The following is an 18,445-nucleotide window of genomic DNA, read 5'->3' as shown; positions in this document are numbered from 1 at the left end:
GTAGATGAGAGACGACGATTATCCCGACTCCGTGACGGCCGCCCTGCTGGGTGAATCACACTACGACCGGCTCCGAGCGACGCGTCACGGCCTGTTCAAGCAGCCGATCCACACCAAACTCAGGTGGCAGAGCGTCCTCCTGTTCGGGCTGGCGCTCCTCCTCCCGCTGATGGCGGTGTTCCCCGCCGACGTGCGGGCACTCCTCCCGGTCACGGGCGCGCCGAAGGTGGTCGTGCTCGGCCTCGTCGGCGGGACCGTCGTGCTGGTCGGCGGCATCGTGCTGACGACCGTGGGCGTCCTCCGGGTCAGGCTCGAGGGACGGATGACCGAGCGGCAGGCCGACACCCTGCTGAACGTCGAAGAGGTGGCCTCACTGCTCGGTATCGGTACCGGCGGGATGGGTATCCTCCTCACGCTCCTGTTCACCTCCATCGGTCTCGGCGGGGTCGAACTCGTGGAGGCCTACGTCCAGACGATGGGACGGAGCCCGTTCGCCGCCACGGGTGTCGAGTGGCTCTCGGTCAACAGCGTCGCCACGCTGGCGTTCGTCGGGAGCGTCGCGCTGTTCACCGCCAGCCAGTACCTCCGCGTCGAACTGCTCGTCCGGCTGCAGAACGCCGTCAGCGACTGACCGCGGTCGGCCCCGCTCCCTCCGCTCGGCTCGTTCCTCTCTCGTCCTCCACCGAATCGCTTCCGCCGGTCGTCAGTCGTCGGCGACCAGTTCCTCGGGCGCGTAGCCCACGTCCGGGAAGAGCGCGTCGAGATCCGGCTCGGGCTCGACCAGTTCGTACTCGCGTGGCGTGCCGCTGCCGGCGACGACGCCCGCCGACTCGAGGTGTTCGAGGTGGGCGTGCGACTCCCCCGGGCCGTGCAGGATGTGTATCGAGGAGAGGTCGCCGAACAGTTCCGCGGAGACGGTCCACGGGTCGGCCGGCCCGTCACGGAGGACGTCCACGACGCGCTCGGTCCGGTGGCGGTGGTGGGCGACGATGTCGGCGGCGCGACCGGCCGGGTCGACGATGGCGCCGCGGTGGCCGGGCCACGCCCGTGCGTAGTCGGCCTCGACGATGCCGGTCAGGGTCTCGAGGTAGGCCGCCAGCGCCCCCTCGACGCGCACGTCGGCGCCGCCCACGTTCGGGGTGTAGTACGGCAGGAGTGCGTCGCCGCTGAACAGTTCCGTCCCCCGGTCGCTCTCGAGGGTGAAGCCGGAGAGGCCAGCGGCGTGACCGGGTAGAGGGACCGGTTCGAGCGTGACCGACCCGAGGTCGAATCGCTCGCCGCCGGCGAACGGCGTCACCTCGGGCGGGTCGCCGCTGGCCTCTGTGCCGTCCATGAACCCCAGCAGTTCCTCGCGCGAGGCATCGGGCATCCCCCAGCGGGCGAGCATGCTCTCCATCCGCTCGCGCATCGCGGCTCGCGCGTCCTCGTCGCCCGACACGAGCGGGGCGTCTGCCTCGTGGACGTGGACGCTCGCGCCGCTCTCTTCCTGTACCGTGCCGGCGAGGCCGGTGTGGTCCTCGTGCCAGTGGGTGAGGAAGACGCGCTCGACGTCCGCGAACTCGAGACCGAGGTCGGCGAGGCCGTCACGGAGTTCCGCCTCGGTGGCGGGGTAGGCGTCGCCGGTGTCCACCAGCGTGGTCGTCGCGTCCGGTTCCAGCCCGAGGACGTAGCAGTTGTTCAGCCCCTCGAACGCGAAGTTCCCGAGGGTGACGTGGCCCATCGCGAACGGCAGGCGTGGGTCGTACTCGTCGACCCGCATCAACAGCCCCCCTTCGTGCCAGGTTCCAGTTCCAGTCGCTCGCCGGCAGCCAGCGGCGTCGCCAGCCACGCTCCGTCCCGGACGTCTTCGCCGTCGCGCCGGAGCGCGAGGTGTGCCCGGAGTCTCCCCTTCGAGTCCAGGACGAGTGGTTCGAGCGCCGGATAGGCGTCGGTCAGCGTCTCGACGGCGGCGCCCACCGTCTCGCCGGCGACGTCGCGTTCGAGCGAGACGGCCTCGGCACCGGCGTCGACGGCGTCGGCCAGCGTCCCACGCAGGACGAACTCGGTTCGCATGGGAAGCCGTACGGGGTGGGGGGTAAAGTCGTTACCCGTGGAAACGTCAGCCGTGTAGGGCCTACCATCGTAAAGCAGTGGTGTACGAGGGCCAAACAGTTTTCAGGCCCCCGGCGGACTGACCGCCACGGATGTCACTGCTCACCACCCCCGAGGAGCGATTCGCCGACGTGCCGGACTACGACTACGACCCCCAGTTCCTCGAGGTGGACGTGGGCCGCGACGAGACGCCGCAGATGGCCTACGTGGACGTCGAGGGCGAGGGGGCGGGCGACGAGACGTTCCTCTGTCTCCACGGCGAGCCGACGTGGGGGTTCCTCTACCGGAAGATGATCCCCGGTCTCAGCGAGCGTGGCCGCGTCGTCGTCCCCGACCTCCTCGGGTTCGGCCGCTCGGACAAGTACGACTCCCGCGAGGCGTACGACTACGAGCTGCACTACCGGGCGCTCGACTCGTTCGTCGAGCAGCTCGACCTCTCGAACGTCACCCTCGTCTGTCAGGACTGGGGTGGCATCCTCGGACTCCCGTACGCCACCGCCAACGAGGAGCGGTTCGCCCGCCTCGTCCCGATGAACACCGGCGTCCCCTCCGGCCGACAGGAGATGCCCGAGGCGTGGGAGGAGTTCCGCTCGTTCGTCGAACGGGTCGAGGAACTCCCCATCGGGATGCTCATCCAGAACGCCACCGCGACGGAGCTCTCGGACGCGGAACTGGCAGCCTACGAGGCGCCCTTCCACACCGAGGCGGCGAAGGCTGGCGCCCGCGAGTTCCCCGACATGGTCCCGCGGAAGGGCGGCGGCGACGGCGCCGAGCACACCCAGCGCGCGGCGAAGGAGCTACAGGAGTGGGAGAAGCCCGCCTTCGTCCTGTTCGCCGACTCGGACCCAATCACCCGCGGGAACCGGGACCCGCTCCGTGACCTCATCCCGACGGCCAGCGACCAGCCGGACGTCTGGGTCGAAGGGGCGATGCACTTCCTGCAGGAGGACGCCGGTGAGGCCATCGCCGAGCACATCGTCGAGTTCGTCGACCGGACCTGAGCCGACTCGACGCCCACCACTCGGCGGGCGGAACGTCCGAAACCGGTGAATTACGGCTTTGCTCTGCCCCGCTCATCCAGAACGGCGTCATGTCGAAGACACAGACCGCGAAGCCGATGATCCGCCACGCCGACGAGGGCGAGACCTACAACATCTTCAACGGGCTCGCCATCCTGAAGGCGACGGCCGCCGAGACCAACGGCTCGTTCGGCCTCGTCGAGCAGCGCGCGAACGCGGGCATGGCGACCCCGCTCCACGTCCACCACTCGGACGACGAACTGTTCTACGTCGTCGAGGGGCAGGTGACCTTCCACGTCGACGGCGAGGACCTGGTCGCGGGACCGGGCGACACCGTGTTCGCCCCACACGGCGTCCCGCACGCCTTCCGCGTCGACGAGGACGGCTCTCGCTGGCTGGACGTTCGCGAGGGCGGCAAGGAACAGTTCTTCGCCGACATCGGCCTCGACATCGAGGGCTACGGCGCGCCCCCGGCCGACCCACCGACCGAGGAGATGCAGGAGCGGCTGGGCCGGTACCTCGAGACGTACGACCTCGAGATCCTCGGCCCCTCGCCGCTCGTGGAGGACGCAGCGTAGGCCCGTCCGTCTCCGTTGTCGTGGGGTGTCGAGTCGAGCAGCCCGTCGGTGCCGTACTCGTCTCTATCGAGCCGAACGGCCCGGCGAATCGCGGTACGGGGTACACCGTCACGCCCCGCGACAGCCCTCACCCCACGGTCGAGTCCGCCTGCCAGTCCGGCCTCACCCTACGGTCGTCGCCACACCCTTCGTCTGCCGGTAGTCCGAGTCCAGCAGCCGCGACAGCGTCTCGGTGAGCGTCCGCTCGTCGCTCGCGGTCCACTCGTCCGGGTCGGCGACGGGGACGACGAGGAAGCCGCGGCCCCGGACCTCCGTGGCGTGCAGGGCGCTCGCGTCGTGTGGCAGGTCGTTCCACCGGCTCGTGTGCTCCCGGAGCGCGTACTCGAGTGGGCGGTCTCCCACGACGAGGAGGATGTGGGCGTTGATGGCCCGCAACTCGGCGTCGAGGAACCGCTCGGGGTCGCCGGCCACCGCGCTCGCGTCGACGGTCGGGTGGAGGTACGAGAGGTAGGCGTTCGACAGGCGCGGACGCTCGGCGTACGGTTCCGCGGCGAGGCCGACGGCCGCGAGGACACGCTGGAGGCGGACGCCGGCGACGGAGTCCGTGAACGGCACGCCCGTCGTGAGTCCACCGTGGCACAGGGGACCGTCGCCGACGACGTGGAAGTCCGCGTTCACGTCGCCGTAGCCGTACACCGCGCCGCCCGGTATCCGCATCCCGAACGGGTTGCTCGTCCGGTCCGTGACGTTCTCCACAGTGATGCGGTAGGGGCCGCCCGGCAAAAAGTCGGTCAGTTCGCGCGCCGAGTCCTACTCGAGGACGACGACGGCGCCGAACATGTTCAGACTGGCGTGGGGCTCACACTGGTAGAGGCCGACGCCGGTGTCGTCGAACGACTGCTCGAACGGGTCGCCGGTCTCCTTCGGGTCGCCGCTGTCGAAGTCGAAGTCCGAGTCCTCGACCGACACGACGTTGTGGAGGCCGCCCTCGCCGGTCCACTGGAACGAGACGGTGGTGCCGGCCGAGATGGCGACCGCCGGCGGGTCGAACGCGAACGCGCCGCCGTTGCCTTCCGCGCCGACGTCGACCACGACCTCGTCCTGGCCCGTGGCGTCGACGATGGTCCCGTCGTAGTTGTCCGAGGTGACGAACTCGTCGACGCGGGACTGTTGTTCGTCCGAGACCTCGGCCCCGCCACCGCCACCACCGCTGGCGGTCGGCGTCGGGCTGTCGGTCGGCTCCGGGGTCTCGTCGCCGCCGCCGTCGCCGTCGCCGTTGCCGTTGCCACCGCTCGAACAGCCGGCCAGCCCCACCGTGGCGGCCGTCGCGCCGGCCGCGGCGAGGAACTTGCGTCGGTCGATTTTGTCGGTCATGTCCGACCTGATACTAGGGTGTGCAGGGTCAAAAGTGAGGCGCGAGTCGTGTGAACGTGGGGACGGATATCGTACCGGCGAACGGTGCCGGTACGGGCCGTTCCGCCGATTCGTGGGTCACTCCTCGCGTCCGAGCCACCGTGAGACTCGCTCGCGGAGTCGTTCGCGCTGGCTGCCGAGGAGGCCGACGGCACCGGCGGCCGTCCCGAGCGCGACGCCCGTACCCGCCACGTAGTTCGACCGGACGGTGCCGGGGACGGCCTGCCACGTGTCGCCGCCGTCGGTGCTGACCTCGACGGGACCGAACTGCGAGGACCCGCTCTCGCTCGGTGCCTCGGCGAAGTAGGTGCGGCTGTCGCCCTCGCTCACCTCGGCGTCGAACTCGACGAACGTCGACCCGCCGGCGACGGTCGTGGAGTGGCCGTCGCCGCCGACCACGCGCCACCCGGGGGCGAGTCGGTCGCGCACCTCGACCGAGTCGTAGCGCGCGAGGTGCGCGAGTTCGAGGTCGATCTGGTCCGTCCCGCCGCCGGTGAACGCGAACCCGTCGTCGGCGGCGACGACCTCGACGACGGCCGGGCCGCCACCCAGCGGGACGTCCGTGTTCCGGGCCGCGAGGACGCCCTGGTTGATGTCGGAGCCGAAGGTGACCCCGTTCGACTCCACCGCGCCCCAGACGTTCGGGGTCACGCCGCTGAGTCCCTGCATGGTGGACTCGTCGGGGACGCCGTAGTCCGGTCGCGTCCAGCCCTCGTCGGACAGGGTCCAGTCGACGCCGCTCACGTCGCGCTCGCCCGAGGGTCCCGTCACGCCGTCGTCGCTCCCGGGTTGGATCTGCAGGAAGCGGATCCCGCCGTGGTAGTGGGCCTGGTGGACCCAGAACGACCCGTCGGCGTGCTCCGCTATCTCGGAGTTGTGCGGCGAGAGTTCGAAGTTGGCGAACTCGACGTCGTCCGTCCCGGCCAGCTCCGCGGCGTCCTGCCACGTCCAGTTGTCGAGTTCGCCGATCTCGGTGACGGTCGGCTCCCCCGTCTTCTCACCGGTGTCGAGGACGTGGTCGTAGATACCGTCGGCGTCCGCGACGAACACCGTCCCGGTGCTGTAGGGGTTGGTCTTGCCCTCGACCGGCTCACCCGAGGTCGAACCGTCGGTGTCGCTCCCGGGTTCCTCGTGGCTGGCGACGAGGACGCGCTTGCCGTCGACGAGGGCCGGGGCGGGCGTGACGAAGTGGGCCTGCCGCATCGGGAAGTGACCGATCTCTTCCATCGCCGTCGGGTCCGTCGCGTCGAGCACCCGGACGCCGGCGTTCCAGTAGGCGACGTAGACGGTGGGCCGGCCCGTGCGGGGGTCGTTCTGCACCTCGACGTCGTGACAGTAGAAGTCCATCCCGCCCGTCGGCGTGAGTTCGCCCCGTGCGTTGTTGCCGCCGGTCGCGGTCCAGCGGTTCACGAGCGAGAGCTGGCTCGCCCTACGGTCGAACTCGAAGACGTAGACCCCGGCCGTGCCGTCGAGTTCGATGTCCTTGCAGGCGAAGACGTACTCAGAGCCGCCGATGCGGTGGTGGAAGAGGTTGTGGATACCCGTGGTGAACGTCTCCGCCGCGTCGACGAGCGTCGGGTCGAACGGGTCCGAGACGTCGACGGCGAGCACGCCCCCGGTGTTCGGTCCCGAGGTACTGCTGTCGTTCAGGTCGTAGCCCGGCGAGGTGGGCGTCTCGTCGAACAGCGCCGTGATGGGCTGGGTGCCGAGGAAGACGAACTCGCCGTCGTCGGACACCTTCAGGTCCATCATCGCCGTCGCGGCGTTCGTGTTCCGGAAGAAGGAGACGACGCGCATCTCGGCGTCCTCGACCTCGGCCTCGCTCTCGGCCCGGTTGTAGTCCCCGATGTCGACGATGGCCATCCCGCGGCCCTCGCTGTCGCCTCGCGAGGAGAACATCCCGACGTAGGCGTAGTCGCCGTGCGTCCGGATCTCGGTGAACGCCCCGTAGTGGGGGGTCCGGGCCTGTCCGTTTCGCCCCGATTCCGACCCCCGACCACCGACGCTGTGGTAGCCCACGTCCTCGACGTTGCCCGTCGACCTCCCCACCTGCTCGGGCTTCCGGTTAGGGTTGCCGTCTCCCGACTGCGTGGTGTTCCACTCGTGGGCGCTCGCGGTGCCGGTCGCGGCACCGACGCCCAGCGCCGCCGCCGTCGTCTTCAGCACCGTCCGCCGCGTCGCCTCCGCGAGGTCGTCTCGCTGTGCCATGTGTACGTCTCCCTCCCCAACCGACCCTAAGATGGCTTCTGACAACCCCGTCCAAACGACGAGTAGGCCGCCGCTCGCGTCCGAACGGCTGTCCGGTGAGGAACCGGCCACGCCCGCCGGCGCGGGGGGCTTGATACGCCCCGCGGACGTACAGTGCGTATGACCGTCTGGGTCCTCGGCGACCAGCTCTCGCACACCCACGGGCCACTTGCGCGACGCGAGGACGAGCGGGTCCTCCTGATAGAGGCGCGCGCGTTCGCCCGCCGGCACGCCTACCACCCGCACAAACTGACGATGCTGTTCTCGGCGATGCGGCACTTCCGCGACGAACTCCGCGAGCGGGGCCGGGAGGTGGCCTACTACGAGGCCGAGACGTTCGGCGAGGGACTGGACGCGTACTTCGACGAGCACCCGGACGACGAGCTGGTCGCGATGGAACCGGCCTCCCACGGGGCGGCCGACTCGCTCCGCGGGCTGGTCGAAGCGCGTGGCGGCACGCTCGACGTGGTCGAGAACGACCTCTACCTCTGCTCGAACGACCGGTTCGACGAGTGGGCCGGCGACCCGCCGTACCGACAGGAGCACTTCTACCGGATGATGCGCCGCGAGACGGGCTACCTGATGGTCGACGGGGAACCGCTCGGCGGCGAGTGGAACTACGACGACGAGAACCAGCAGTTCCCCGGCAGCGACTACGAGGCGCCCGACCCGCCACGGTTCGAGCCGGACGGGACCACCGAAGCGGTGGCCGAGTGGGTCGCCGAGACGTTCGACGGGAGCTACGACACGGACCCGCTCGGGGGCGCGTGGGCAGACCCCGAACCGTTCTTCTGGCCGGTGACCCGTGAGCAGGCGCTCGAGGCGCTCGACCACTTCTGCGAGCACCGGCTCGTCGAGTTCGGCCCCTACCAGGACGCGATGGTGGGCGAGGAGTGGGCGATGAACCACGCGCTGCTGGGGGCGGCCATCAACCTCGGCCTCCTGCACCCGGGCGAGGTCGTCGAGACGGTCGTCGAGGCCGCCCACGAGGACCCCGACGTCCCGCTGAACTCGCTGGAGGGGTTCGTGCGGCAGGTACTGGGGTGGCGCGAGTTCTTGCGACAGGTCTACCGGGTGTCGATGCCGGACCTCGCCGAGGCGAACCAGCTCGACGCGAGCGAGGACCTGCCCAAGGCGTTCTGGACGGGCGAGACGGAGATGAACTGCCTGTCGACGGTCGTCGACGGCGTCCGGAAGCGGGGGTACAGCCACCACATCGAGCGGCTGATGGTACTCTCGAACTTCGCGCTGATCTACGGGGTGGAGCCGCAGCAGCTGAACGAGTGGTTCCACGCGGCCTACGTCGACGCCTACCACTGGGTGACGACGCCGAACGTCGTCGAGATGGGGTCGTTCGGGATGGGCGTGTTCGCCACGAAACCCTATGCCTCGTCGGCGAACTACGTCGACAGGATGAGCGACCACTGCGCCGACTGCCGGTACTACAAGACCAAGACGACGGGCGAGGGTGCCTGCCCGTTCAACACGCTCTACTGGGAGTTCCTGGGTCGCAACGAGGAGCGCCTGCGCTCGACGGGCCGGATGGGGCTGGTCTACTCACACTGGGACAAGAAGGAGGACGAGGAACGCGAGGCCATCCGCGAACGAGCGGCCGAACTCCGCGAGATGGCGGCCCGAGGTGCGCTCTGATGGCCCTGCTGGGGGTCTACGACCGCGTGTTCGCCCGGATGTACGACCCGTTCATGCAGGCCGCCGAGCGGCGCCTGTTCCCGCCGCACCGCGAGTACCTCACGGATGTCTCGGGCGAGGTGCTGGACCTCGGGAGCGGGACGGGCGCGAACTTCCCGTACTTCGCCGGGTGCGAGCATATCCGCCTGCACGCTATCGAACCGGACTCACACATGCTCAGGCGGGCACGCCGTCGGGCCGCGAGAGTCGGCCTCGACGTCGACCTCCGTCAGACCGGCGCCGAAGCGCTCCCCTACGAGGACGGGAGCATGGACGCCGTCGTCGCCGGTATCGTCTTCTGTACCATCCCGGAGCCGGAGGCGGCACTCGACGAGGTGGCTCGCGTCCTGAAGCCGGGTGGTGAGTTCCGCTTCCTCGAACACGTCCGTGACCACGGACGGACGGCGTGGGCACAGGCGCTCGTCGAACCGGTGTGGAAGCGGTTCGCCGGCGGCTGTCACGTCACCCGCGACACCGCGGGCCTGTTCACCGCACACGACGCATTCGAGGTGGTGGAGGTAGAGCGGGTGGACATCGGGGTGTTCCCGGCCGACCCGTTCGTGCGAGGCCGCCTGCGACGCCGTGACGACTGAGCGGACCAGCCCCATGTGAACGCCGGACAGGAGCCTTTCAACCCCCGTACTCCCCCTACACAACCTTTATTCGTCGGTGGTCGGTGTACCGGACAGAGCGATGGTCATTCCGACACCGGACAGCGGCGTGCTGAAGCGAATCTACGCGAACCTCGTGGGCTCCGGCGGTTTCATCTCCCTGGACATCCCGGACCGTATCTTACAGCGGCTCTACACCTACGGGAGCCTGAAAGACAGCGACGGTGGGGCGCAGTTCGAGATAAAGAATCGCCTCCAGGACGCGAAGGTGACGGGCGTCTCGCGCGTCGTCGTCGATGGCGAGCGTGTCCCTGTCGAGGACATCCGCCTCGTCACGGCCGACGAGAAGGTCTACGAACTCGACGACGTCGACGAGGAGAGCTACATCAACTTCCCCGTCGGCCGTACGGTCACCGTCGTGATGGACGACGTGACGGTGACGAAGGGGAAACACAACATCGAGATCGACTTCACCGCGGCCCCGTTCGGCGACCTGACCCTCGACGTGACCGACACCATCCGCAGCGAGGAGATGGTCGGTGGCATCCCGCGGGACAGCGAGAACAACTACTCCGAGGACGCCATCAGGATGCGCCACGAGTACATCGAGGAGGAGACGGGCGCGACGCTGGAACACGTCGGCTCGTACTCCATCGACCCCGAGGTCACCGAGGGGAACGTCGAGAACTTCGTCGGCGTCGCACAGATGCCCATCGGCGTCGCCGGCCCGGTGAAGGTCGACGGCGAGCACGCACAGGGCGAGTACCCTATCCCGCTGGCGACCACCGAGGGCACCCTCGTGGCCTCCTACAGCCGTGGGATGAAGGCCATCAACCTCTCGGGCGGCGCGAAGACCACGGTCGTCGACGACAACATGAACCGGGCGCCGGTGTTCGTCTTCGAGGACGCCCGCAACGCCCGTGACTTCCGTGACTGGGTGTTCGAGCACTTCGATACCATCAAGGAGAAGGCCGAGGCGACCACCTCGACCGGGAAGCTCGTCCGCATCGAGGACTACCTCACCAACAACCACGCGCACTTCCGCTTCGACTTCACCACCGGCGACGCCGCCGGGCAGAACATGGTCGGCAAGGCGACGTTCGCCGCGTGTAACTGGATCCTCTCCGAGTATGACGGCTACGTCGAGAACTTCTACCTCGAGGGTAACTTCGCCACGGACAAGAAGGCCTCCAAAATCAACGACCTGCAGACGCGTGGCAAGCGCGTCACCGCCGAGGTCACGCTCTCGGAGGAGACGATGCTGCACCACCTCGGCGTCGAACCGTCCAGCATCCACCACCACGCGCAGGTGGCCACGCTCGGGTCGTTCTTCTCTGGCGCGAACACCAACGGCGCGCACCCGGCGAACGGGCTGGCGTCGCTGTTCATCGCCACCGGGCAGGACGAGGCGAACGTCGCGGAGTCCTCCGCGGCGATGGTCAACACGACGCTGCTCAACGACAACTCCCTGCACGTCTCGGTCACCATCCCCTCGCTCATCGTCGCCACGTACGGGGGCGGGACGAACCTGCCGACCCAGCGCGAGTGTCTCGAGATGCTCGACTGCGCGGGCGGCGGCAACGTCATGAAGTTCGCGGAGATCGCCGCGGCGACGGTGCTCGCCGGCGAGCTCTCGCTGGCCTCGGCCATCTCGGCGTCGGACTGGGTCACCAGCCACGACGAGCTCGGCCGGAACCGGTAGACGCAGACGGACCGCGACCTTCTCACGCTCTCCGCTCGGTCGTCGCCGGTTGTCACGACGGCGACCTCGTCAGTCGACGCCGGTTGTCACGACGGCGACCTCGTCAGTCGACGCCGGTTGTCACGACGGCGACCTCGTCAGTCGACGCCGGTTGTCACGACGGCGACCCCGTCAGTCGTCACAAGGCGCGTCCGAATGGTCGTCGCCTCCGCCGTCGGCGACCGTCGAGGCGGGTCCGGACTCCGTCTCGAACACCTGCTTGAGCTCCTCGCGGATGACGCGCCGTTCGACCAGCGCGAACCCGGCGAAGACGACGAAGAAGCCGACGACGGTGGTCGCGTCGATGGGCGAACGGAGGAGCACGAATCCGGTCAAGGCCGCGAACACCGGCATCGCGTAGGCGACGAGGTTCGCCCGGACCGGTCCCACGCGGCGGATGAGACCGAAGTAGATGGGGTAGGCGAGCGCGGTCGAGGGGAGAGCGATGGAGAGGACGCTGAGGACGGTCAGCGTGTCCACCGCCAGCAACGGCCCGGTCGCCTCACCCATCGCCGCGCTCGCCCCGTGGAGGAGGACCGCGCCGAGCGCCATCGCCCACGCGGTGACGGGGAGGCTGTTCAGGCTGGGTTCGACGCGACGGAGCGAGACGCTCCCGAGCGCCACCGCGGCGGCCGCGCCGAGGACGAGCAGCTGTCCCACGACCTCGTCACCGCCCGCGAACGCCTCGGGGGAGGGCTGGACGATTATCACGACGCCAGCGAGGGCGACGCCGATGCCGAGCGCGCCCACCTTCGAGAGTCGCTGGCCCAGCAGCGCCCACGCGAACACCGGCGCGAGGATGGGATTCAGGCCGTACATCACCGACGCCGCCGCGGGCGTGGTCGGCCCCTGCCCGACGAACAGGAGGCCGTTGTTCAGCGCGATGAGGAACGCCCCGGCGACGGCGATGCCGGCGAGGTCACGCCGGCTCTGCGGGAGCCACTCGTGCCGTGGGCGGGTCGCCGCGAGGGACGCCAGCAGGACGAGGGCTGCCACGTCGAACCGGAGACCGGCGAAGAACACCGGCGGCAACTCGCGCAGGCCGGTCTTGATGGCGACGAACGAGATGCCGAACAGGGCCGCGAGCAGGACGAACAGGGCCGCATCGCGGTACCGAGCACCGACCGAGAGGCGGTCCCGGAGCGCCGAGACGAGTGTGGTCACCGACCGGACCACCCGTGGCGGGACGAGAGAGACGAATCGTTCACACACACGGTAGGGGCGAACGTGCGAAGAAAGTCACGCGTGACGCAGTACCACGGCCACCGACGGCGCGGGTGTGACCGCGTGGGCGGTCGGTTATCGCCGGAGGAAGCCGAGCAGCCGGTAGTCGTGGTCCGGCGTGTATCGCCGGAACAGCAGGCTGTTCGACAGCACCGACACCGACGAGAGGGCCATCGCGCCCGCGGCGAGCACGGGCTGGAGCAGGCCGAGCGAGGCCAGCGGAATCATCGCGGTGTTGTAGCCGAGCGCCCAGACGAGGTTCTGGCGTATCTTCTGGAGCGTGGCGTCCGAGATGCGGATGGCCTTCACGACGTCGAGCGGGTCGTCCCGCATCAGGGTGACGTCGGCCGCCTCGATGGCCACGTCGGTGCCACTCCCGATGGCCGTCCCGACGTAGGCCACGGCGAGCGCGGGCGCGTCGTTGACCCCGTCGCCGACCATCATGGCCTTGCGGCCCTCCGCCTGGATGGCCTCGACGGCGTCGGACTTGTCCTCGGGGAGCACCTCCGCCCGGACGTTCTCGGGGTCGATGCCGACCTGCTCGGCGACGGCGTGGGCGGTCCGCTCGTTGTCGCCCGTGATCATCATCACGTCGAGGCCACGCTCGCGGAGTTCGCTCACCGCCTGCTTCGCGCTCTCCTTGACGGTGTCCGCGTCGGCGACGACGCCGGCGATGCGGCCGTCGACGGCGACGAGCATCGCGGTCTTCCCCTCGCGTTCGAGGCGTTCCATCGCCTCCGCGGCGGGGTCGGGGTCCACGCCGTGGTCACGGAGCAGTTTCCGGTTCCCGACCAGCACCTCGCGGCCACCGTCGGGCCCGTCCGACGAGCCGCCGGCGAAGCCGGAGACGTCCACCGTGGCCCGGACACCGTGGCCGGGGACGTTCTCGAACGAGTCGGCCGGGGAGACGTCGAGGCCACGCTCGCGGGCGCCCTCGACGATGGCCTGCGCGAGCGGGTGTTCGCTGTCGAACTCGGCGCTCGCGGCGAGGCGGAGCACGTCCTCCTCGGTGAGTGTCTCGGGCGGCTCCAGTTGCCCCCCGTCCGGCATCGCCGCGTCGATGGCGACCACGTCTGTCAGTTCCATCTCGCCCTTCGTCAGCGTGCCCGTCTTGTCGAAGACGACCGTGTCGACGTCCTTCGCGCGTTCGAGGATGTCACCGCCCTTGAACAGGACGCCGTTGCCGGCGCCGATGGTGGTCCCGACCATCGTGGCTGCGGGGGTGGCGAGGCCGAGCGCACACGGACAGGCGATGAGGACGGCCGAGGCGAACACGACGATGGAGAACTCGAACACCGTGATGGCGCCCGGGCCGCCCGCGACCAGTCCCCAGAGCGGGAGCGCCCCGACGACGCCCGCGAGGAACTCGGGGAAGGCGTACCAGACGGTGGCCCAGAACACCGCGTTCACGATGACCGCGGGGACGAAGTACGCCGAGATGCGGTCGGCGAGGTTCTGTATCTCGGGCTGGCGGGACTGGGCCTCCTTGACGGTCTGGACGATCTGCTGGAGCGCCGTGTCCTTCCCGACCTTCGTCGCCTCCACGACGAGGACGCCGTTCTCGTTGATGGTCGACCCGACGACCTCGTCGCCCTCGGTCTTCTCGACGGGGACGGACTCGCCGGTGACCATCGACTCGTCGACCGCGCTCTGGCCCTCGACCACGACACCGTCCGTCGGGATCTGCTCGCCGGGCCGGACCTTCATCCGGTCGCCGACCTGCACCTCGTCGAGAGGGACGGCCTCCTCGGTCCCGTCGTCGCGGACGAGGGTGGCCTCGTCGGCCTCCATCTCCAGCAGTTTCCGGAGCGCCTCGCCGGCCTGCCCCTTCGAGCGGGCCTCGAGGTAGTTCCCGAGCGTGATGAACACGAGGATGAACGCGGCCGTGTCGAAGTAGAGCCCGGCACCGGGGAGCAGACCGACCAGCGAGACGACGCTGTAGCCGTAGGCCGTCGTCGACCCGAGCGCGATGAGCACGTCCATGTTCGCCCGCCGGTTCCTCACGACGGCGGTGTAGGAGTTCTCGAGGAACTCGCGACCGAGGACGACGTAGACGGGCGTCGCGAGTGCGAACGACACCCAGCCGAAGTCGACGCCGAACACCGTGTCGGGGACGAGGTCCGGCGCGAACAGGTGGCCCACCATGATGGCCAGCAGGGGCACCGAGAGCGCCGCGCCGAACAGGGTGAGCCGTAACTGCCGGCTGATCTCGCCCTTCCTGGCCGTCTCGCGGGCGCCGTCGCCGGACCCGTCGGCCGTCCCGCCGTCGCCGCTCTCGTCGTGCTCGCGGACGGGGGTGTAGCCGGCCCCCTCGATGGCGTCGTAGAGGTCCGAGAGGGCCACGGACTCGGGGTTGTAGACGACGGTGGCCTCGTCGGTGGCGTAGTTCACGTCCGCGTGGACGACGCCGGGGAGCGCCAGCAGGGCGTCCTCGTTCGTCGTCGCGCAGTTCGCACAGTGCATGTCGGAGATGGCGACGGACACGGAGTCGGTGACGGGGTCGTAGCCGGCTCCCTCGATGGCGCCGAATATCTCGGCCAGCGAGGTCCGATCCGGGTCGTACTCGACCGTCCCCTCGTCGGTGGCGAAGTTGACCGAGACGTCGCTCACCCCGTCGAGACCCGCCACCGCCTCGGAGACCGTCTGCGAGCAGTTGGCGCAGGACATCCCGGAGATGGCCACCCGCTCGCGTCTGGTGCGCTCGCTCATAGGTCTAGAGAGGGGTGCCTGGTTGATTCGGTTTCTGCTTTCGGAACGAACGTCGAACTCGGCCGAGAAATTCGATTCCGAAGTCGAACGGCCGCCCGTGTCGACCCCGGCGGGTGGGTCGCGGCCGCACCAGCAGGCACGAGCGTCCCGCTGCCCGTCGCCGGCACGAGCGGTACTGGCTGTGCGGCGACCGTCGAGGGGGGAGCCGACGTCGGCCTGCTCGTCGCGGCCGTCGCCGCCGCCGCCCACGAGGTCACCGCCCGAGCCGACCGGCCCGCACCCCGACTTTCGATTCTGAAGCGTAACACCACTGAACGGGCAGTGCGTACCACTAGCCATGACCGCACGGAATCGGCACCGGGTCGGTGTCCTGGCTGCGGTAGGGCTCGTGGTGCTGGCGGTCGGCCTCGCCACCGGCGGGGCCGCCGCCCACGGCGGCGACGACGGACGCCACCACCACGAAGGCACCTTCGGGATGCACGACGGCAGCTGGTGGGGCGTGGGTCTCGGCTGGCTCTGGATGCTGGGCGGACTCCTCGCCATCGTCCTCCTCCCGTTCCTGGGCCTGCTCCTCGTGCGGCGTGGTGACGACGGCGGCGACACCGCCCTCAAACGACTCCGCGAGCGATACGCCGCCGGCGAGATAGACGAGGAGGAGTTCCGTCGTCGTCGCGAGACCCTGGAGAACTGACTAGGCACCCTCCGCCAGTCGCTCGTAGCGCTCCTCGAACTGACTCTTGCAGGACGAACAGCAGAAGGCGTACGTCTCACCGCCGAGCGTCGCCGTGACGCCCTCGCTCGTGACGGTGTTCTCGCACTCCGCGCAGGGCAACCCCAGTTTCGCCTCGCCGAGCGACGGGTGCCACGCCACGTCGGTCAGTAGTCGCACCTCGTACTCGCGCACGGCGTCCATCGGCACCTCGCTCGCCAGGTGGGCGTCGACGTCGGCCGGGAAGGTGCCGGTGAGGACGACGCCGCCGCCCGCGGTGGTGAAGACGTGCTCGACGCCGTCGAGACCGCTCGTGGCCGCCCGGACGCGTTCGGTCTCGCCCGGTTCGGTCGTCAGTTCGACGAGCACCTCCACCCCTTCCCGGAGCCGGCTCCGGTCGAGGTCGACGCTGAACCCGCGGACCACGCCCACCTCGCGCAGTCGCTCCACGCGGTCGGCGACGGCGGGCGCCGAGAGGTCGACGTGTTCCGCGATGTCGGCCCAGGGCCGGCGGCCGTCCTCGAGCAGGAGCGAGAGTATCTCGCGGTCGGTGGCGTCGAGTTCGCGCATACTCGACGCTAGTCGCTTTGGATTCCTAAGTCGTTCGGCTCGTGGGCTTTCGGACCTACCGACCCATCGCGTAGAACTCCTCGTTGGGTCGCATGTCGAACGCCGTCGCCAGCCGGTTCGAGAGGTTGTAGAACCCCACCGTGGTGGCGATGTCCCAGATCTCCTCGTCGGTGAAGTGCTCGCGCAGGGCCTCCATCTCCGCGTGGCTCACGCTCGCCGGGTCGGCCGTGAGTTGCTCGGCGAACGCACACATCGCCTCGTGGCGGGGCGAGAGGTCGGCGGTCCGCCAGTTCGTCGCCAACTGGTCGGCGAGCTTGGGGTCCTTCGCGTACACCCGGACGAGCGCGCCGTGCGCGACGACGCAGTAGAGACAGCCGTTCACCCCCGAGGTGACCACGACGAGCATCTCGATCTCGTGACGTTCGAGCGGTGACTCCTCGACCAGCGCGTCGTGGTAGTCGAAGAACGCACGGAACTGGCTGGGCCGGCGCGCCATCGCGGAGAACACGTTGGGCGTGAAGCCGGCGCGTTCGGACTCCTCGTCGATGCGCGCTTGCAGGTCTTCCGGCAGGTCCTCGTAGTCCGGCACCTCGAACTCGCCGAGGGCGTCGTCTCGTAGGTGTGCCATGGCGGGCGGTGGAGGCGCCGGGTCTTAGGCGTTCGCCCGAGTCCCAGCCGCTCGGAGTATCGCCGTGTAGCGGTCCGTGGCCGCCTCGAAACTGAACTGTCGTTCGAGGAACCCTCGCGCGTTCGCGCTGACCCCCTCGAGGTCCTCCTCGGCGAGGAGACGCACTACCTCGGCGGCGATGGCGTCGGGTGCCGTCTCCTCCATCAGGAACCCGAACTGGCCGTCACGGACAACGTCGGGGACGCCGGAGACGGGCGTGGCGAACGCGGGCGTCCCGCAGGCCATCGCCTCCAGAATCGTGGTCGGCAGACCCTCGGTGGGCGAGGAGGGCATCACCAGCAGTCGCAGGCGGTTGAGTTCGGCGGGCACCTCGTCGTGGTCGACCCAGCCGCGCAGCTCCACTCGCCCCGCGGCGATCTCGTCCGCGAGTTCCTCGCGGAGCCAGTCGGCGAGGGGACCGTCGCCGACGAAGGTGAACGTCACGTCCTCGGGGAGGCGCTTCGCGACGGCCGCGAGGTCGCGGATGCCCTTCTCCTCGGCGAGACGGCCGAGGAAGCCCACCCGATTCGGTCGCTCGGCGTAGGGCGTCTCGACGGTGAACGTCTCGGTCCGGACGTAGCGGGCACCGTCCGGGTAGACGCCGGGGGCCTCGGGGTCCAGCCCGAGCTGGCGGGCCATGTTCGGCGTGTAGGTGACGACGCCGTCGGCGACGGCGAAGCCGGTGCGTTCGAGCGCCCGCACGAGCCCGGCGAGGAAGCGGGCGAGCGGAGCGGGCATCCGACGCTCCCAGTCGAGCCGCAGCGTGAGCGGCACGTCACCGCGGGGTTCGACGAGGACGGTCTTTCCGACGAGGCGCGCGACGACCATCGGCAGGAGGTAGGCGGTGGCGCCGTAGAACAGCACGACTGGTTCGTCCCGACCGAGCAGGACCCGACACATCCGGAGCTGGTTCAGCACGAATCGGGCGGCGGCGACGGGGACGCTGTCGCCGACACCCTCGCGCGTGAGTTCGACGAGTTCGTGACGGCCGCGTATCTCGGAGTCGGCCGGGAGGTCGGCGGTCACCAGTGTGACGGTCGTGATCGCGCTCAGGATGTCGAGCAGCGAACGGGTGGCGTTCTCCCCGGCGGCCGACAGCGGGTGGGTGACGACACAGACGCCGGGGAGCGAGTCGTCCATCGGTCTCGGGGTCGGAACGCCCCGACAAAAAGCCGCG

General features: G+C 69.5%; 17 protein-coding genes. 7 read left to right on the top strand and 10 right to left on the bottom strand.

Annotated elements, in window-relative coordinates:
* The first annotated feature begins 4 nt into the window (after nt 1-4).
* On the top strand, nt 5-631 hold the full coding sequence (locus N0B31_RS08835) for a hypothetical protein (protein ID WP_260643500.1): 627 nt from the start codon (nt 5-7) through the stop codon (nt 629-631).
* 72 nt (nt 632-703) lie between these two features.
* Here the strand turns inward: N0B31_RS08835 and N0B31_RS08830 are convergent, their stop codons facing one another.
* Both N0B31_RS08830 and N0B31_RS08825 read right to left on the bottom strand, forming a co-directional pair.
* Nucleotides 704-1,720 carry an MBL fold metallo-hydrolase gene (locus N0B31_RS08830; protein ID WP_260643970.1) on the bottom strand — a complete coding sequence of 339 codons (1,017 nt, stop codon included), beginning with the start codon at nt 1,718-1,720 and terminating at the stop codon, nt 704-706.
* A gap of 38 nt (nt 1,721-1,758) precedes the next feature.
* On the bottom strand, nt 1,759-2,052 hold the full coding sequence (locus N0B31_RS08825; protein WP_260643499.1) for a MoaD/ThiS family protein: 294 nt from the start codon (nt 2,050-2,052) through the stop codon (nt 1,759-1,761).
* Between the two features lie 131 nt (nt 2,053-2,183).
* Between N0B31_RS08825 and N0B31_RS08820 the strand changes: the two genes are divergently transcribed.
* Both N0B31_RS08820 and N0B31_RS08815 read left to right on the top strand, forming a co-directional pair.
* Nucleotides 2,184-3,092, top strand: a complete 909-nt coding sequence (locus N0B31_RS08820; protein ID WP_260643498.1) for a haloalkane dehalogenase — start codon at nt 2,184-2,186, stop codon at nt 3,090-3,092.
* 89 nt (nt 3,093-3,181) lie between these two features.
* Nucleotides 3,182-3,688: a quercetin 2,3-dioxygenase gene (locus N0B31_RS08815; RefSeq protein WP_260643497.1), complete on the top strand. Its 507-nt coding sequence runs from the start codon at nt 3,182-3,184 to the stop codon at nt 3,686-3,688.
* A gap of 162 nt (nt 3,689-3,850) precedes the next feature.
* Here the strand turns inward: N0B31_RS08815 and N0B31_RS08810 are convergent, their stop codons facing one another.
* The 3 genes from N0B31_RS08810 to N0B31_RS08800 all read right to left on the bottom strand — a co-directional run bounded on the left by N0B31_RS08810 (nt 3,851) and on the right by N0B31_RS08800 (nt 7,309).
* Complete coding sequence (locus N0B31_RS08810) at nt 3,851-4,444, bottom strand: uracil-DNA glycosylase family protein (RefSeq protein WP_260643496.1); 594 nt, start codon at nt 4,442-4,444, stop codon at nt 3,851-3,853.
* Nucleotides 4,445-4,498: 54 nt separating this feature from the next.
* Complete coding sequence (locus N0B31_RS08805) at nt 4,499-5,062, bottom strand: halocyanin domain-containing protein (protein ID WP_260643495.1); 564 nt, start codon at nt 5,060-5,062, stop codon at nt 4,499-4,501.
* Between the two features lie 117 nt (nt 5,063-5,179).
* Nucleotides 5,180-7,309, bottom strand: a complete 2,130-nt coding sequence (locus N0B31_RS08800; protein ID WP_260643494.1) for an LVIVD repeat-containing protein — start codon at nt 7,307-7,309, stop codon at nt 5,180-5,182.
* Between the two features lie 159 nt (nt 7,310-7,468).
* Between N0B31_RS08800 and N0B31_RS08795 the strand changes: the two genes are divergently transcribed.
* From N0B31_RS08795 to N0B31_RS08785, 3 genes are all read left to right on the top strand, one after another.
* On the top strand, nt 7,469-8,998 hold the full coding sequence (locus tag N0B31_RS08795; RefSeq protein ID WP_260643493.1) for a cryptochrome/photolyase family protein: 1,530 nt from the start codon (nt 7,469-7,471) through the stop codon (nt 8,996-8,998).
* On the top strand, nt 8,998-9,630 hold the full coding sequence (locus N0B31_RS08790; protein WP_260643492.1) for a class I SAM-dependent methyltransferase: 633 nt from the start codon (nt 8,998-9,000) through the stop codon (nt 9,628-9,630). Before N0B31_RS08795 ends, N0B31_RS08790 begins: the two co-directional genes overlap by 1 nt.
* Before the next feature lie 100 nt (nt 9,631-9,730).
* On the top strand, nt 9,731-11,350 hold the full coding sequence (locus tag N0B31_RS08785; protein ID WP_260643491.1) for a hydroxymethylglutaryl-CoA reductase: 1,620 nt from the start codon (nt 9,731-9,733) through the stop codon (nt 11,348-11,350).
* Between the two features lie 171 nt (nt 11,351-11,521).
* On the opposite strand, the gene N0B31_RS08780 is transcribed toward N0B31_RS08785, so the two are convergent.
* Together N0B31_RS08780 and N0B31_RS08775 are read right to left on the bottom strand one after the other, a co-directional pair.
* Entirely contained in the window at nt 11,522-12,553 is a 1,032-nt protein-coding gene (locus N0B31_RS08780; RefSeq protein WP_260643490.1) for a DMT family transporter, read from the bottom strand.
* 135 nt (nt 12,554-12,688) lie between these two features.
* Nucleotides 12,689-15,322 carry a heavy metal translocating P-type ATPase gene (locus N0B31_RS08775; protein WP_260643489.1) on the bottom strand — a complete coding sequence of 878 codons (2,634 nt, stop codon included), beginning with the start codon at nt 15,320-15,322 and terminating at the stop codon, nt 12,689-12,691.
* Between the two features lie 337 nt (nt 15,323-15,659).
* Here N0B31_RS08775 and N0B31_RS08770 point away from each other — a divergent pair, with 337 nt between their 5' ends.
* Nucleotides 15,660-16,013, top strand: coding sequence for an SHOCT domain-containing protein (locus tag N0B31_RS08770; protein ID WP_260643488.1), 354 nt, complete (start codon nt 15,660-15,662; stop codon nt 16,011-16,013).
* Here N0B31_RS08770 and N0B31_RS08765 read toward each other — a convergent pair whose 3' ends face one another.
* Genes N0B31_RS08765 through N0B31_RS08755 form a run of 3 tightly spaced genes read right to left on the bottom strand, consistent with a single transcriptional unit; the run spans nt 16,014 to nt 18,408 of the window.
* Nucleotides 16,014-16,601 carry an AsnC family transcriptional regulator gene (locus tag N0B31_RS08765; protein WP_260643487.1) on the bottom strand — a complete coding sequence of 196 codons (588 nt, stop codon included), beginning with the start codon at nt 16,599-16,601 and terminating at the stop codon, nt 16,014-16,016.
* A 55-nt stretch (nt 16,602-16,656) separates the two neighbouring features.
* Nucleotides 16,657-17,229 (bottom strand): peroxidase-related enzyme, encoded by a 573-nt coding sequence (locus N0B31_RS08760; RefSeq protein ID WP_260643486.1) that lies wholly within the window; start codon nt 17,227-17,229, stop codon nt 16,657-16,659.
* Nucleotides 17,230-17,253: 24 nt separating this feature from the next.
* Nucleotides 17,254-18,408, bottom strand: coding sequence for a glycosyltransferase family 4 protein (locus N0B31_RS08755; protein WP_260643485.1), 1,155 nt, complete (start codon nt 18,406-18,408; stop codon nt 17,254-17,256).
* Nucleotides 18,409-18,445 lie beyond the last annotated feature (37 nt).

Source organism: Salinirubellus salinus (assembly GCF_025231485.1).
Classification (GTDB): Archaea; Halobacteriota; Halobacteria; order Halobacteriales; family Haloarculaceae; genus Salinirubellus; species Salinirubellus salinus.
Note: the sequence above shows the minus strand (reverse complement) of the source record. Positions and strands in the feature narration are given on the sequence as shown.

Bases quoted from the DNA above. Each gene is read 5' to 3' on its own strand.
- N0B31_RS08765 (WP_260643487.1), bottom strand. From the start codon at position 16,601: ATGCGCGAACTCGACGCCACCGACCGCGAGATACTCTCGCTCCTGCTC.
- N0B31_RS08830 (WP_260643970.1), bottom strand. From the start codon at position 1,720: ATGGGCCACGTCACCCTCGGGAACTTCGCGTTCGAGGGGCTGAACAAC.
- N0B31_RS08770 (WP_260643488.1), top strand. From the start codon at position 15,660: ATGACCGCACGGAATCGGCACCGGGTCGGTGTCCTGGCTGCGGTAGGG.
- N0B31_RS08800 (WP_260643494.1), bottom strand. From the start codon at position 7,309: ATGGCACAGCGAGACGACCTCGCGGAGGCGACGCGGCGGACGGTGCTG.
- N0B31_RS08815 (WP_260643497.1), top strand. From the start codon at position 3,182: ATGTCGAAGACACAGACCGCGAAGCCGATGATCCGCCACGCCGACGAG.
- N0B31_RS08760 (WP_260643486.1), bottom strand. From the start codon at position 17,229: ATGGCACACCTACGAGACGACGCCCTCGGCGAGTTCGAGGTGCCGGAC.
- N0B31_RS08825 (WP_260643499.1), bottom strand. From the start codon at position 2,052: ATGCGAACCGAGTTCGTCCTGCGTGGGACGCTGGCCGACGCCGTCGAC.
- N0B31_RS08790 (WP_260643492.1), top strand. From the start codon at position 8,998: ATGGCCCTGCTGGGGGTCTACGACCGCGTGTTCGCCCGGATGTACGAC.
- N0B31_RS08795 (WP_260643493.1), top strand. From the start codon at position 7,469: ATGACCGTCTGGGTCCTCGGCGACCAGCTCTCGCACACCCACGGGCCA.
- N0B31_RS08835 (WP_260643500.1), top strand. From the start codon at position 5: ATGAGAGACGACGATTATCCCGACTCCGTGACGGCCGCCCTGCTGGGT.
- N0B31_RS08755 (WP_260643485.1), bottom strand. From the start codon at position 18,408: ATGGACGACTCGCTCCCCGGCGTCTGTGTCGTCACCCACCCGCTGTCG.
- N0B31_RS08805 (WP_260643495.1), bottom strand. From the start codon at position 5,062: ATGACCGACAAAATCGACCGACGCAAGTTCCTCGCCGCGGCCGGCGCG.
- N0B31_RS08775 (WP_260643489.1), bottom strand. From the start codon at position 15,322: ATGAGCGAGCGCACCAGACGCGAGCGGGTGGCCATCTCCGGGATGTCC.
- N0B31_RS08820 (WP_260643498.1), top strand. From the start codon at position 2,184: ATGTCACTGCTCACCACCCCCGAGGAGCGATTCGCCGACGTGCCGGAC.
- N0B31_RS08785 (WP_260643491.1), top strand. From the start codon at position 9,731: ATGGTCATTCCGACACCGGACAGCGGCGTGCTGAAGCGAATCTACGCG.